This window comes from Paenibacillus sp. SAF-068 (genome assembly GCF_051967555.1).
GTDB lineage: Bacteria > Bacillota > Bacilli > Paenibacillales > Paenibacillaceae > Paenibacillus.
In genome coordinates this window covers 541,832-556,190 of the sequence record NZ_JBQCJX010000002.1, presented here as the reverse complement: position 1 = coordinate 556,190, position 14,359 = coordinate 541,832, and the positions used below count along the sequence as shown (strand labels likewise).

At 43.8% G+C, this 14,359-nt stretch carries 12 protein-coding genes; 2 read left to right on the top strand and 10 right to left on the bottom strand.

Annotation, left to right across the window (positions count from 1 at the left end; translation table 11 throughout):
- Positions 1-26: 26 nt before the first annotated feature.
- The 8 genes from bshC to ACTHPG_RS16400 form a co-directional block, all read right to left on the bottom strand.
- Positions 27-1,658 (bottom strand): bacillithiol biosynthesis cysteine-adding enzyme BshC, encoded by a 1,632-nt coding sequence (bshC, locus tag ACTHPG_RS16435; RefSeq protein WP_440390626.1) that lies wholly within the window; start codon positions 1,656-1,658, stop codon positions 27-29.
- A gap of 157 nt (positions 1,659-1,815) precedes the next feature.
- The gene (locus ACTHPG_RS16430) at positions 1,816-3,585 is read right to left on the bottom strand and encodes an ABC transporter ATP-binding protein (protein ID WP_440390625.1); all 1,770 of its coding nucleotides are present in this window, start codon (positions 3,583-3,585) and stop codon (positions 1,816-1,818) included.
- Between the two features lie 17 nt (positions 3,586-3,602).
- On the bottom strand, positions 3,603-4,484 hold the full coding sequence (locus ACTHPG_RS16425) for an ABC transporter permease (RefSeq protein WP_371129057.1): 882 nt from the start codon (positions 4,482-4,484) through the stop codon (positions 3,603-3,605).
- A 47-nt stretch (positions 4,485-4,531) separates the two neighbouring features.
- On the bottom strand, positions 4,532-5,464 hold the full coding sequence (locus ACTHPG_RS16420) for an ABC transporter permease (RefSeq protein ID WP_076211567.1): 933 nt from the start codon (positions 5,462-5,464) through the stop codon (positions 4,532-4,534).
- Positions 5,465-5,654: 190 nt separating this feature from the next.
- On the bottom strand, positions 5,655-7,352 hold the full coding sequence (locus ACTHPG_RS16415; protein WP_440390624.1) for a peptide ABC transporter substrate-binding protein: 1,698 nt from the start codon (positions 7,350-7,352) through the stop codon (positions 5,655-5,657).
- 153 nt (positions 7,353-7,505) lie between these two features.
- Positions 7,506-7,880: a DUF3397 domain-containing protein gene (locus ACTHPG_RS16410; RefSeq protein WP_440390623.1), complete on the bottom strand. Its 375-nt coding sequence runs from the start codon at positions 7,878-7,880 to the stop codon at positions 7,506-7,508.
- The gene (locus tag ACTHPG_RS16405) at positions 7,880-8,839 is read right to left on the bottom strand and encodes a ketopantoate reductase family protein (RefSeq protein WP_440390622.1); all 960 of its coding nucleotides are present in this window, start codon (positions 8,837-8,839) and stop codon (positions 7,880-7,882) included. The genes ACTHPG_RS16410 and ACTHPG_RS16405 overlap by 1 nt, the downstream gene beginning before the upstream one ends.
- 150 nt (positions 8,840-8,989) lie before the next feature.
- Complete coding sequence (locus ACTHPG_RS16400; RefSeq protein ID WP_440390621.1) at positions 8,990-9,640, bottom strand: RsfA family transcriptional regulator; 651 nt, start codon at positions 9,638-9,640, stop codon at positions 8,990-8,992.
- A 316-nt stretch (positions 9,641-9,956) separates the two neighbouring features.
- On the opposite strand from ACTHPG_RS16400, the gene ACTHPG_RS16395 reads away from it, so the two are divergent.
- On the top strand, positions 9,957-10,193 hold the full coding sequence (locus ACTHPG_RS16395; RefSeq protein ID WP_017687281.1) for a DUF2626 domain-containing protein: 237 nt from the start codon (positions 9,957-9,959) through the stop codon (positions 10,191-10,193).
- Between the two features lie 183 nt (positions 10,194-10,376).
- Positions 10,377-11,456 (top strand): hypothetical protein, encoded by a 1,080-nt coding sequence (locus ACTHPG_RS16390; protein ID WP_440390620.1) that lies wholly within the window; start codon positions 10,377-10,379, stop codon positions 11,454-11,456.
- On the opposite strand, the gene ACTHPG_RS16385 is transcribed toward ACTHPG_RS16390, so the two are convergent.
- Together ACTHPG_RS16385 and ACTHPG_RS16380 are read right to left on the bottom strand one after the other, a co-directional pair.
- Positions 11,448-12,725 carry a hypothetical protein gene (locus ACTHPG_RS16385; protein WP_440390619.1) on the bottom strand — a complete coding sequence of 426 codons (1,278 nt, stop codon included), beginning with the start codon at positions 12,723-12,725 and terminating at the stop codon, positions 11,448-11,450. The two genes, ACTHPG_RS16390 and ACTHPG_RS16385, sit on opposite strands and share 9 nt — an antisense overlap.
- A 221-nt stretch (positions 12,726-12,946) precedes the next feature.
- Positions 12,947-14,281: a PhoH family protein gene (locus ACTHPG_RS16380; protein ID WP_440390618.1), complete on the bottom strand. Its 1,335-nt coding sequence runs from the start codon at positions 14,279-14,281 to the stop codon at positions 12,947-12,949.
- Between the last annotated feature and the right edge of the window lie 78 nt (positions 14,282-14,359).

The window sequence follows — 14,359 nt, the reverse complement described above, 5'->3', positions numbered from 1 at the left end:
ATGTGTTTCTTCTATTATAAAGGGCTCTATAGTGCAATAACCTTGTGTTCTCCAAGGAATTCGCTTGAGGCCTTAATCAGTTCATCGATCCACTCGGTGCCATAACGATTCAGGTAAAAGAGTGCATTATGTACTCGTTCCTGTGGTTTGCCCGTTGGAAATAAGGAGTTCTGAATGCCGTTCCAGTGCCTTAGACTCACATTATGTTTATCTTCGATGGCTTTACGAGTATGCTGTTTCAGATAATTCATTTGCTCGTTGATTTTACTCAAATTGGTATCGCCAATTCGTTCCAGCCCCGGATGAATCTCCGTGATCTCATCCAACAATGGTCCATACAGAGCAAGAAACGCTTCCTGAACCCTGTCAAACTGTTCATCCACCTGGAACGTCTCCTGTTGTGCGAGCCACTGTTCCTTCTTATCTTCCATATGATATTGAACATCCTGAAAAGAAAGTCCATATTGTTTCATATGTTTGTGATGAATATCTTCCATAATGGTGAAGGACAACCGCGGCAACAAAATAGGCATTTGCAGGCCGAACTGACGGAATGCTTCCCGAGTCAAACCCCAATATGCAATTTCACCTTGCCCCAAAATAACAGCGGCTACAGGCAACACGGAATCCTGCATCAATGGCCGGGTCAATACGTTGTTACTGAAGCGCTCCGGATGTTCAACCAGCTCCTGGAGCAGACGTTCCTCTGTGAAAGAAACCAGACCTTTACGGTCGGTATACAAGCCATCCTTCAGCGTTAACAATAACCGCGCGCCTGCATGGATATAGAACAGATTGGCTCCATCCTCCGCCACTTCGGCAGGCATATCATAACCAGCTTGTTGTACCAACGAAGATCCTTGCAAATAAGCGTTACGCAACATTTCATTACTACGGATCAACCGTTCAAAAACGGGCTGTTCCAACCTGCGTAATGCTGGATCTGATGCATCCATTAGAACAAGTCCACTGCTGGCAAACAAGGCAGATACCATACGGGCAAATGCATCACTCAGATTCGAACTGGATTGATGAATTTCTGTGATGCATTTCATCAATTCTGGTTTATGTATCGTATCAGGTAACAGATGTTCCACCTGTTCGAGTACATTCATCCACTGCTCCGTATCCACATGAACATTGCTCACAGAATCCCTTCCTGCGAAGCGTCCCTGTAACTTGACCTTCTTCATGTCTCCCTGATGATCAGGCAGATACGTATGGTTAACCTCATCCCAGTCATGGTCTTCGCCGGCGATCCAAAACACGGGAACTACCGGTCGCTGAAGTCTTTTCTCCGCTTCACGCGCAGCTGCCACTACACTGGCCGCTTTGTATATGACGAACAGTGGTCCGGTGAGCAGACCGCTCTGCTGTCCTCCTGTAACCACAAGTGCATCTTGTTCTGCAAGGCGTGTGATGGACGCATGAACCTCTCCATGGTCGTTCACCCGTTTATTATATATACGTAAATACTCTGCCAGATCACGACGATCAATGCGTGTGTTTTCCGATTGGTCCAGCCACTCGGCACGCGCCTGAAGTCCTGATTCCCAGCGAATGTCATACTCGTAAAGGCCACGCGCAGCATCTCTTGAACAGATATAATCTTCTGCAAGTCTTGATCCGCTGCGGAGTGCCTCGGTAATACCGTTCATGAGGTCTGCCTCCTATTCTGCTTCAAAGAGCCTTTCTTGATTGTACCGAATTCAAGGCCGCTTCGTCAAAAGAAAGTGATTAAAATACGAAAAAAACCGCCGAACGAGTCGGCGGCACTTAATACATCAATAATAGCATATCGCTTTAATATTCCTATTATACGTAAGGTTCTGCAACCCAGTGACCTTTGGAAACCTCAATCAATTGAGCATTTTCCAAGTTGTACGGGTCATTTGCAGGCCCACCAGATCCATTCTGAATCGGGTTCATATGCTCTTCCGGAAGCAAAATGCGACGCTTGTTCGCTTCGACTTCCGGATCAGGTACAGGGATCGCTGAAAGCAATGTTTTGGTATAAGGATGGATAGGGTTCGCATACAGTTCTTCACTTTCTGCGAGCTCAACCACTTTACCCATGTACATTACAGCGACACGGTCACTGATATGTTTAACCATCGACAAGTCATGCGCAATAAAGAGGTATGTCAAGCCGAGACGTTGCTGAAGTTCTTCCAGCAATTTAACGACCTGCGCCTGAATGGATACATCCAGTGCAGACAATGGCTCATCACAGATGATGAATTTAGGGTCTACAGCAAGTGCACGTGCAATCCCGATCCGTTGTCTTTGACCACCGGAGAATTCATGTGGATAACGAAGTGCATGACTCGGATTCAAGCCTACGAGATCAAGCAACTCTTCCACTCGTCTCTTGCGCTCTTTGGAGCTGGAAGCCAAACCGTGAATATCCAGGGATTCCCCGATGATATCCATTACGTTGAAACGTGGGTTAAGCGATGCATATGGATCTTGGAAGATCATTTGCATATCTTTACGCATTTCTTTCATTTTACGCGGAGACAACTTATAGATATCTGTTCCGTTAAAGTTAACATTTCCGCCAGTTGGCTCATAAAGACGCAGAATGGTACGACCTGTTGTGGATTTACCACAGCCGGACTCGCCTACAACGCCAAGCGTTTCACCTTCAAAGATATCAAAGCTAACGTCATTGACCGCTTTGAGAATGTTACCTTTACCCAAATTAAAGTACTGTTTCAAGTTTTTCACTTGTACCAGAGGCTTGTTGCTGCCTTTGATAATACCAGCTGGAGCTGGTTTTTCCTTTTTGGGCTCGTCCAGACGAGGCAAAGCATTCAACAATTTAATGGTGTATGGATGTTGAGGATTACTAAAGATTTCAGCAGTTGTTCCTGTTTCAACAACTTCGCCTTCTTTCATAACAACAACACGGTCACACATACCTGCTACGACACCAAGGTCATGCGTAATCAGCATGATCGATGTTCCAAGCTTTTGCTGCATGTCTTTCATTACATCCAGAATTTGAGCCTGGATTGTAACGTCAAGTGCAGTTGTCGGCTCATCCGCAATCAGAAGGGATGGACGACATGCAAGCGCGATCGCAATCATGGCACGCTGACGCATACCACCAGAGAATTGGTGAGGATAATGATTCATGCGAATAGCCGCATTTTTAATACCTACAAGTTCCAGCATCTCCAAAGCCGCTTTATTCGCCGCTTGTTTGGACATGTTCTGATGCTTGCGCAATACTTCAGTAATTTGTTTACCAATTTTAATGGTAGGATTCAATGAAGTCATTGGATCTTGGAAGATCATACCGATATCTTTACCACGAATCGCTTCCATTTGTTTGTCTGTCTTATTCAGCAGGTCTTGCCCGTGAAAAGTAATTTCTCCGCTTTTGACCTTCGAAGGCGGGGAGGGAATCAATTTCATGATGGTTTGGGCGGTAACACTCTTACCACTACCCGATTCACCTACGATCCCCAGCGTCTCTCCTTTGCCAAGTTCAAAACTCACATGTTTAACGGCATCAAATTCACCAGAACGTGTTGAGAACGACACACTCAGGTCTTTGACTGTTAAAATCGGCTCCATAATCCCACCTCCTGTTTCTATTTACGTAATTTCGGATCGAGTGCGTCACGCAGACCGTCTCCGAGCAAGTTAAATGCAAGCATTGTAAGAACCATCAGACCTGCTGGGAACCACATCCGCCACGGGAATAGCGTCCAGCCTGTAAGTGCATCATTGATCATAGAACCAAGTGAAGATCTTGGTGCTGATACACCCAATCCAAGGAAGCTCAGGAACGCTTCAGCAAAGATTGCATTTGGAATGGACAACGTCAATGTTACAAGAATCGGTCCTATTGCATTGGGCAACAAATGACGGAACAATTGACGCCCTGTGCTTGCTCCCATGGACCTTGCAGCAAGAATAAAGTCTCTGTTTTTGAGCTGCATAATTTCACCACGCACAATCCATGACATGCTGATCCAGCCTGTGATGGTGAGGGCAATGATAATCGTTGTCAGACTTGGTTCCAGTACAACCAGCAACAAAATTACAACAAGCATGTACGGCAAGGAGTAAAGGATTTCGGAGAACTTGTTCATAATTCCATCTACACGTCCACCATAGAAACCCATGATCGCTCCATAAATAACCCCGATAACAAGGTCAATCAAGGCTGCAGCCAAACCTACAGTAAGGGATACACGTGCTCCTACCCAAGTTCTTACCCACACGTCACGACCAAGCTCGTCCGTACCAAACCAGTGCTCCGCACTCGGCGCTGCATTGGCATTCAACAAATCATTGGAATAATAATTATAACTTGTAAACAAAGAAGTTGGACCAATCAAAGAGAAAATCACGACAAGAACCAACACACCCAGACTTATCATAGCAGCCTTATTGGTTGCAAGTCTGTACATGGCATCTTTAAAAAGGGATACACTTTCTTGCGGTTTAACCGCTGCCTGACTAGTCAGGTTCGTGTTCGCCGTTTCATTCTTTTTATTATTCGTGCCAGACAACGTTATGCCCCCTTCCGGCTTTCCAGCTTAATTCTAGGATCAATCAGCACGTAAGCGATATCCGTAAAGAAACGAGCCAACATCAGGAGGATACCATAGAAAATCGTAATCCCCATGATCATAGTGTAATCACGGTTTGTGATACTCTCTACGAATACTTTACCAATTCCCCCGATGTTAAAGATCTGTTCAATTACAACGGAACCTGTGATGATATTCGCTGTCATTGGACCAACATAAGTTACTACTGGTAGAATACCGTTTCTTACAACATGTTTAAACATAATTGCAGGCCATTTCAGACCTTTGGCTTTAGCTGTTTTGATATAATCTGCATGTAAGACTTCAAGCATGCTCGAACGCGTCAAACGAGCGATAAAAGCAATCGGAGATGCAGATAGCGCTGCAACCGGAAGAACATAATCCAATGGACCATCAAAGCCCATAACGTTAAACCAGCCTAACTTAGTAGCAAAGAGATACTGCAATAGTGAGGCAAGCAAGAAGCTCGGAACAGCTATCCCTATGACAGCCAGGATCATCGTGATATCATCAATGAGTTTACGATGGTAAACTGCAGCAATAAGGCCCAGCAGAACACCCACGATAATAGAGATAACAATTGCAAACACTCCAAGCTTCAGCGAAGCGGTGAATGTTTCGCCGATCATTCCGGCTACATCTCGATTGAGATATTTCATTGAGACGCCGAAATCTCCCTTAAGGATTCCACCCATATACTTCAGGTATTGTTCATACATCGGTTTGTCCAATCCATACTTCTGTTCCAGCAAGACCCGAATTTCAGGCGACACTTTTTTCTCGGATGTAAAAGGGTCACCCGGAATAGCCTTCATCAGGAAGAAGGTTGCAGATGCGAGTATGAAAAGCGATAGCAGCATAAATAATAGTTTTTTCAACACATACTTAACCAACCCTTGCACACCTCCACAAACAATATTTTGTATACAAATCGATTGTAGAATTAGACAGAAATAAAGTCCAATCCATTTATCGGAAATTTCAAGAATTATAAGGAAAATCGGTGCACATACAAAAAAATCGGGATATATATGGAATTCCACATATATATCCCGAAGTAATCATATTAGACTTCAGAACAACTTATTTCTCTTCCAGATATGCACGCGTGAAGTCAATAGCTCCACTGAAATCAAGTTGTACGCCTTTCAGGTAAGGCTTGGTCAAAGATACGTTAGTGTAGTAATAGATTGGCATAACGCCCATTTCATCTTGAATCAGGATTTTCTCAGCGTCAGCAAATGCAGCCATACGTGCAGCTGGATCAGCAGATTTCACAGTGTCTTTAACATCTTTGTCATACTGTTCGTTGCTGAATTTGGAATCATTGTTTGTGTTTCCAGTAGTCCACATTTCCAAGAAGTTGTATGGATCGTTGTAGTCAGCAGACCAACCTGCACGAGCTACTTGGAAGTTTTGGTTTTGACGGTTCTCAAGGAATACGCCCCACTCTTGGTTTTCTGTTTTCACATCAACACCAAGATTTTGTTTCCACATGTCAGCAACCGCCAAAGCGATTTTTGCGTGACCATCACTAGTGTTGTAAATCAATGTAACAGCTGGCAATGTTGTGTAACCTTCTTCTTTCATACCTTCAGCAAGCAATGCTTTAGCTTCTTCCACATTTTCTGTGAAGTAATCGTCTTTGTGCTCATCACGGAATTCGCCGTTTTCACCACGGATACCTGGAGGTACAAAACCGAATGCTGGAATTTGTCCACCTTGTGTAACTTTGTCAACAATCAGCTGACGTTGAATTGCCATTGCAAATGCTTTACGGATTTTAACGTTGTTAAATGGTGCTTCGTTTACGTTGAACTGATAGTAGTACGTACTTGCAATACCAGTAGCTTTGAACTCGTCCGGCAATTCCGCTTTTACAGAAGGAATTTGGTCGGATGGAATTTCACCGTTAGGTGCACCAGTGTAGTCCAATTGTCCTGATTTGTAAGCTTGCAGTTCGGAAGCACTGCTGTTTGTCAGAGACATATCGATTTGAGCCAATTTAATATCGGCAGCTGCATGGTAACCATCGTTTTTCTTCACAACAATTTTTTGACCTTTAGAATATTGATCCATTACAAATGGTCCGTTAACGATCATGTTTTTGTAGTCTGTGAAGAATTTGTCATTTGTGTCAGCAGATGCATGTACTGGGTAGTACGTGTAGAATGCTGTCAGACCCAAGAAGTAAGGTGTTGGGTTTTCCAACGTTACTTCCAATGTGTGCTCATCAGTAGCTTTAACGCCTACTTGTGAAAAATCTGTGACTTTAGTACCTTTGTATGTTTCATCTTTGCTAAGGTTGTAACCTTCAGCGCCTTTGATGTAGTACAATTGGTAAGCATATGGAGAAGCTGTTTCCGGTTTCAAAGCACGTTCCCAAGAACGAACAAAGTCTTCGGCAGTGATTGCATCACCGTTGCTCCATTTAGCTTCCGGGTTCAGGTTGAAAACATATTTCAAACCATCTTCGGAGATTGTCCAGTCTTTAGCTACGCCTGCTTGTTCTTTACCATCAGCATCGATGCGTACAAGACCTTCGTACAAGAATTTCAGAACTGTGTTGGTTTGGCTGTCTTTTGCTTGAGCCGGGTCCAGCGTAGGAGGTTCAGCTGACAGGTTGATTTTCAGGATTTGATCTTTAGCAAGACCATTTCCTTCGCTTGCAGAACCAGTATCGGTGTTACCTGTGCCTTCGTTTTTCGATCCGCACGCTGCAAGTACGGTACCGAACGCCAAAATCAGCGTCAAAAGGACTAATAGACTTTTCCTTTTCATCTAACACGTTCCCCCTAAATTGATATGGTTTATATGTTTATAGATTATACAACCACCGGTCAAAAAAATCTACATTACTTTTTCAGAAAGTAATGTTTTTTTCAGTTTTCGACAAAATCGACACATTTTTTGCCTCTTTTGCGTTATGTAACCTCACATCTGTTTCATGAAGTATCTAAATAATCCAAATAAAGTAAACAAAATATACCCGAAACTCATAATTACAAAAGCCATGCGCCAAACGGCCCGGAACATTCTACCCCCATCGACCTTCCCCTTTAGTCGATTTTGCGCTCCTCCGATGAATCCAAGTGCTAGTAGTATGAGTAATAAGGTCAGATAAAAACCAAAATTCGAATCAAATGTTAAGTTGAATAACGCCGATACTGAAAAAATAAGAAAAAAGGTCGTTACATCCATTGCCATCCGCATGGCGTTGCGTTTGTCTTTTTTCCATACATACATGCCCCAATAGACAAGAAAGAACGGAAAAAAGGGTAATATGCTCAACACGATAAAAAGTCCCATTAATTCACTCCTTCCGGTTGCATTCCTTCAATCAATTGAATCAGTATTTCATGTGTGGGTGCAGCAAGGCCCAACTCCCGTGCCATTCTTACGATGTGACCGTTAATTGATCCAACTTCTGTCCCACGTCCAGCGAGAACATCTGCAAGCATGGAGGAAGTGTTCGTGGCAGTAGAGCGGCAAACCGATACCAGTTGATCCCACATATCCAGATCCAAACATATTCCACGCTCAGAGTAGACTAACCAGACTTCATCATATAACTGGCGCATCAGCCTCTTGCGTTCTTCCGTGATGAGCAATTCTCCATTAGGAATTCGCCATAGTGCTGTAAGCGGGTTAATGACTGCATTAATCAACAGTTTCCTGTATATCAGCTTATCGATTTCATTCGACACTGTACAGTCAAATCCTGCCTGCTCCAATGATCCCGCCAGAGTAGATGTCCCCTTCTCCTCTATAAAGGTAGAATCCACAATATGTATGTTGTATCTTCCCAGCCTGGTTTCACCTGCACCTGCACGCGTCACCCTGCCCTGTTCACGCTTCGCACCTTCTGTTGTAATTGCACTACACAGAAGCGACTTTGGCAACGCTGTTTGGAGTTTTTCCATATGACCCATCCCATTTTGAAAACAAGCAATATTCAACATGTGATCTTGTAATGGACTAATTGCACGAATGAAATCATCAATCCCTGTCTGCTTAACCATGAGCAGTACCCATTCTCCCGGTGTGTTCTTCCATGTGTCGGCGAACTCACTTATTGGTTTCGCCTGTATTTGATCCGGTAGAATATGCATCTCCCCATCTCGTTCCACAATGGTTACACCCTCTTGGGCAAGAAGGTCTGCCTGAGCTGTTGTTCTGGTCCAAAATCTGACCTGATTACCTGCCATCAGCAGCTTCCCGCCATACAAAAGACCCAGTGCTCCCGCTCCTACGATGTCAATGATCATATGCTGCACTCCTATCCGCTTCTGTAATTGCTCTTCTCTTCTCTATAATAGAACAAACACACCAAACTAAAAACCCGTCATACCTGCCGTTGTGTAACGGAGGTGTGGCGGGTTCATACCTGACTCTCACAAATCAGACGTCTGAATTTGCTATTCAATTCGTTCCAGATTCCCGTTGGCATCCATCTTGAAACGTGTCTTGAGCTCTTCTTCTTCTTCGGACAAAAATGCGAGTCTGCGAGCCCGATCCATAATCTGAATCAGAGCTTTGTAGTCGTCATTCACCACACGATAATCCGTTTGTACTTCGTTCACTTCCTTGGAAAGACGGTCATTCTCAAGGCGGAGTTCAAGCAATTCATCTTCTTTCTCCCGAAGTTCCTTCTCCAGCATCTTGAGTTGACGATTACTCTCCTGAACTGTTCCCTTCCATTGACGCAGGAAGCGGATTACTGCATCCATCGATAATGAATCGTCTGAAATTCCATCTGATTTGTAAAGTTGTTCTTCAGTGTCCAGTGTAGACAACGCTGCAACCTGTGGTCCGAGCATAGCTGGCTGCTTCCTGAGATAACTTCGTTTCTGTCGTTGTGCCTTGGCGTTACTGATGGCAGATTCATACTTTTTGCGTACACAACTGTTCCAGCGAAAACCGCATGCGGCAGATGTTCTGCCTATCTTTTCGCCCACCTCTTCAAAAGCGGCCAATTGTGTACTTCCTTCACGAATATGACGTAAAGTAACCTCAGCCAATATCAAATCGTCCTCTGTACTCCAAGCATCCTGTCTGACTGCAGTCATGCTATAATACCCTCCTAACAACATCCTAAAATAACCGTCCGCATTACCGAAAATCCGGTATGTGAATTAGGTATAAAAGCTGCTTCATTCATTCTTATGCCTCTCATAGAGTTCATAGAATTGATTTCATACTAAAATGTATTTCCATATTAAGGCTTGCTCATACGTGACATATGTAAAAGATATCCCTCTATACTTGCTGTTGGCAGAAAAAAAGAATTCGCTTTCATATCCAAATTTGTTTACACGTTTTTCCTTTCCCGGTATAATGTTGTGTAGACAATCTATGATCGCACTTAGGAGAGGAGGATTTACCGTGGCACGCATGTTTCGGGTACTCGGGTTCTTCACGCTTGCAATTGGCCTGATGGCTTTTGCGGGAGATCTGGTCGAAATGGCTTTGCTTTTTTTCCTGCAGACTGCGTTTTTTGTCATTTTGGGATACTTGAAATTTACCGAGCGAACGTACATATTGCTCTTCTGGGGTTATATGATCGTAACATTCACGGGGTTCAGCTACTGGACCGTATTCGAAATGGGTTTGCCGCTCTAATCCACCTGCAGCACGAAAGTGATCCGATATCTGTCGGGTTGCTTTTTTGTTGTGTTCAGATTAAATGAATGTTCATTGTGTTATGTAACCACTAAGGATAATTCACGTATTTGTTTCATATATTGTCTGGAAGACAACAAGCCTGTACTATTGTCATTGAAGAAGTGGAAAGGAGAATGATCGGTGGGACGTCATAACGGCATTGCCGCATTTATATTATGCATCATCGTATTCCTACAACTACCCTCAACCTACACCTACGCAGAGCCATCATCTGAGGATACACGTGAGATATTGCAAAAAAGTCTATCCATCGTCGAAATCGACCATGAGATCGAACGCATCACCGAAAGGCAGAAGCAATTGGCTCAACAAAACGAGACATTATCCGTTCAGCTTCAGGAACAGGAAGAGCAGATACATATTCAGCAAGATCGGGCCGGAGCTGTAGTGAGGTCCTACTATACAGGGGAACGTGACAGTCTTCTCATGACGGTCCTGGGAGCCAGGTCATTTAAAGATCTGTTCGTATTGTATGATTATTATCAGATTATTATCGGCCGGGATCAGGCTGTGCTGGACAAGTATCAGGATCGTTATCACAACCTGCAACAGACGTCCACTCAGATTCGTCAGACTACAGCAGAATTAACCGAAATGAAGACTAACCTTCAAAACCAGCGGGAACGTGTAGTCGCCTTGCAAAAAGAAGTGGATGCCCAAATAGCCACCAGCGGAGATGCGGCAGCGATTCAGAAACTGATGGATGAACTGACCCTTTATTGGGAGAATATCGGCATCTATGAGGTAAAACGATATTTCAAAGCATTGGCCTCTGCCATGCAGAACCTGCCTGATTTTATTCAAAAACAGAACGGAGGCATATCCACAACCGGAACAAAGTATACGATTCGAATTGGGCAGGATGAGCTAAATACATTCCTACGTTCCCAAAATTCCATCTTCGAAGACTTTGCCTTTCAGTTTAATAAGGATAAGATCATAGCATCCGGTCAGCGGGATCAGTTGCAATTAAGCATCGAAGGACATTATACGGTAGAAAACGAACCTCAAAACTCCATTCGTTTTCATGTGGACAAACTTGTATTCAACCAGCTCGAATTACCCGACACCACTCGTCGAATGCTGGAAAGAGAATTCGACCTTGGATTCTATCCACAGAAAATCCTGTCTTTTGTCAAAGCAACGGATGTTTCAACAAGTGAAGGCATACTGGAAGTAAAACTAGCTATATCATTTTAAAGAGGTTGTTCTAATACTGTTTACGTATTGATTTGCTGTAATTTCTCCCTTTAAGAATTGTTGTACTTTTTTATGAAAACGAGTTGTTAAAACATGACTTTCGGTCGCTGCAGCGGAGGCATCTTGGGGTGTTGAGAACCAGGAATGTCTCTTTGTCATATCATAACGTCCAGCGAGCTTCTCAGACTCCAAGTCCAGTTCCTGTTGCTTTGCAGGTAAATGGTTAACCTGCTGGTACCACTTTAACTGCGTCGTAGCAGACGTCATTCCTTCGATCCATCTGCTGGCCTCCTCTGCCTCAACCGAACCTGCAGTAATGACAAGGCTTCTAGAGTTTACAGTCTCCAAGGTATCAAAAGAAATCCGTTCCAAAGAATCTTTATTAACTGCACTCGCTTGATCTTCACTTAAAAATTGAGATAACAATGATACAACCATCGGTGTAATATTCTCGTCAGCAGTTGTTGAGAGCATCGGATTGGTAGACTGAGCCATAATATGAGGTTGGATCTGATTCATTAACTGAATCCCCTGCTGGAGATCTCCCGTTTGCGAATCTATTTGCGTTTGACTAACCTGATCTGGTGCCATCCTCGGTTCCAAATGATTCAGCCACGCATTCGTCCCTTTCATATCATTGATGTTCATCGTAATTAAAGGGGTCCCTTCCGCAATCGCTTGTTGAGTAAGTTTGGCCCACTGATCTTTATTATGAGGTAACGACTCCATCCCTGATCTCTTCAGAAATAAAGATTCTGCAGCCAGGATGTACGGATCAAAATCAAAGGGCATTCCCCATTGATAACCATTCCACTCTGTCATTCCCCTTAACTCAACTACCGTATCTCCAAGCGACTTCGATAATGTTGTTCCGTTTAACGGATACAGGTACCCTTTTTGGGCATAATATTGCACTTCCTCACTATCAAGCAGAACAACATCTCCGTTCTCTCCCAGTGAAAATTCAAGATCCAAAACACGCTTATATATATCCGGTTTCTCATTGCGAAGATCAATTTCTACCAACTGGGAAGCAGCAACTTCTCTTGCTATCTTTTCAAAGGCTTGAAACTCTTCATCGGCCATGGCAACCACAATCTCCAGCGGAGCTTGAGCATCTTCATTACGGGACGAAGAACCCGGAAAGGTATCCTTCTCCTGGTCTTGTTCCTGATCCAGATGCGAACCTCTAAAGTCAAAACTCGGTGACAAGATCGTTAACGAAAGCAGCAATACCGCGAACAAAACAACCTGATGTCTACGCTTCATTAACTCCCCTCCTGTTCACCTAGTTTTTTCCTGCAACAATTATTGTAACAAATAAGTAGTGCTCTTGTCCTACCCTGCCGAAAAACACTTTTTTGGATTTTTGCATAATACGAGCATATCGAGTTCTGTGCAATAACGCTTTCTTATTTTTTCAGCAAAAAAACCGGCTCCAAGAGCCGGCTTCAATAACAACATTTTCCGGGAAATAAATCCCCTAAATTTTACAGCAAATCAGCTGCAAGCTGTGCCAGCTTGGACCGCTCTCCTTTTTCGAGCATGATGTGTCCACTGATTCCCTCTTGCTTAAACCGTTCCACAATATATGTCAGACCGTTACTGGCGGAATCAAGATACGGATGGTCGATCTGTTCAGGGTCTCCCATCAAAATAATCTTACTGCCCTCACCGACCCTGGATACAATTGTCTTCACTTCATGGCGGGACAGATTCTGAGCTTCATCAATAATGATAAACTGTCCCGGTATCGATCTTCCCCGAATATACGTTAAGGCCTCCACCTGAATACTGCCAAGCCCCATTAGAATTTTATCAATATCTCCAGCTTTTTTGGTGTCAAATAAAAACTCCAGATTATCATAGATCGGCTGCATCCATGGACGAAGTTTTTCTTCTTTCTCACCAGGCAAGTACCCGATATCTTTGCCCATCGGAACGACAGGACGAGCGATCAACAGTTTTTTGTATTTATGATCATCTTCTACCTTAAGCAGACCTGCTGCAAGCGCCAGCAAAGTTTTCCCTGTTCCCGCTTTACCGGTGATCGTAACCAGCGGGATGTCGTCATTCAAGAGCAGTTCCAGCGCCATGCGTTGTTGTGCATTACGTGCGCTAATGCCCCAGACATTGTCGTTACTCAGGAAAAGTGGCTCCAGCTTTGTTCCCTCTGTATTCACTTTGAGCAAAGCCGATTTATTGGTTCCCATCTCATCCTTGAGAATGACGAATTCATTTGGATACAACGAATAAGACAATTGTAAAGGTTTGATTGGTAAAAAACGATATGTGTAAAACTCATCAATCACAGACGGATGAACTTTAAGGGCCGTATAACCTGGATATAACTCGCTGAGTCCTGCCGTCCGATCTGATAAGTAATCCTGTGTGAACAGACCAAGTACATCCGCTTTGATACGCACAAGTACATCTTTACTGACAAGCACGACCTGACGTTCGATGATTTCCTTTTCATTTTCCTCGATCTGATAATTCAGTGCGACAGCCAAAATGCGATTATCGTTGGACACTTCACCAAACATTTCCTGAACTTTAACGAAACTCCGATGATTCAGCTCTACCTTCAGATTACCTCCGTTAGCCAAAGGTACCCCACTGTGCAGGTGACCCAGCTCACGTAATCCATCCAACAGTCTCGATACATTACGGGCATTACGCCCAATTTCATCGGCATTTCTTTTTTTGGAGTCGATCTCCTCCAATACAACCGCGGGAATGATTACCTCATGTTCCTCAAAGGCAAATATGGCATTGGGGTCATGCAGAAGCACGTTGGTATCCAATACAAAAATCTTTTTCATTCAATCCCCTCCAAAGCGGCGTCGTTAAAGGCATGGATAGTGTGATCTTTCAGCAGCGGCATGGACAATCATGATCCC

Bases quoted from the DNA above. Each gene is read 5' to 3' on its own strand.
- ACTHPG_RS16400 (WP_440390621.1), bottom strand. From the start codon at position 9,640: ATGACTGCAGTCAGACAGGATGCTTGGAGTACAGAGGACGATTTGATA.
- ACTHPG_RS16380 (WP_440390618.1), bottom strand. From the start codon at position 14,281: ATGAAAAAGATTTTTGTATTGGATACCAACGTGCTTCTGCATGACCCC.
- bshC (WP_440390626.1), bottom strand. From the start codon at position 1,658: ATGAACGGTATTACCGAGGCACTCCGCAGCGGATCAAGACTTGCAGAA.
- ACTHPG_RS16385 (WP_440390619.1), bottom strand. From the start codon at position 12,725: ATGAAGCGTAGACATCAGGTTGTTTTGTTCGCGGTATTGCTGCTTTCG.
- ACTHPG_RS16430 (WP_440390625.1), bottom strand. From the start codon at position 3,585: ATGGAGCCGATTTTAACAGTCAAAGACCTGAGTGTGTCGTTCTCAACA.
- ACTHPG_RS16415 (WP_440390624.1), bottom strand. From the start codon at position 7,352: ATGAAAAGGAAAAGTCTATTAGTCCTTTTGACGCTGATTTTGGCGTTC.
- ACTHPG_RS16405 (WP_440390622.1), bottom strand. From the start codon at position 8,839: ATGATCATTGACATCGTAGGAGCGGGAGCACTGGGTCTTTTGTATGGC.
- ACTHPG_RS16410 (WP_440390623.1), bottom strand. From the start codon at position 7,880: ATGGGACTTTTTATCGTGTTGAGCATATTACCCTTTTTTCCGTTCTTT.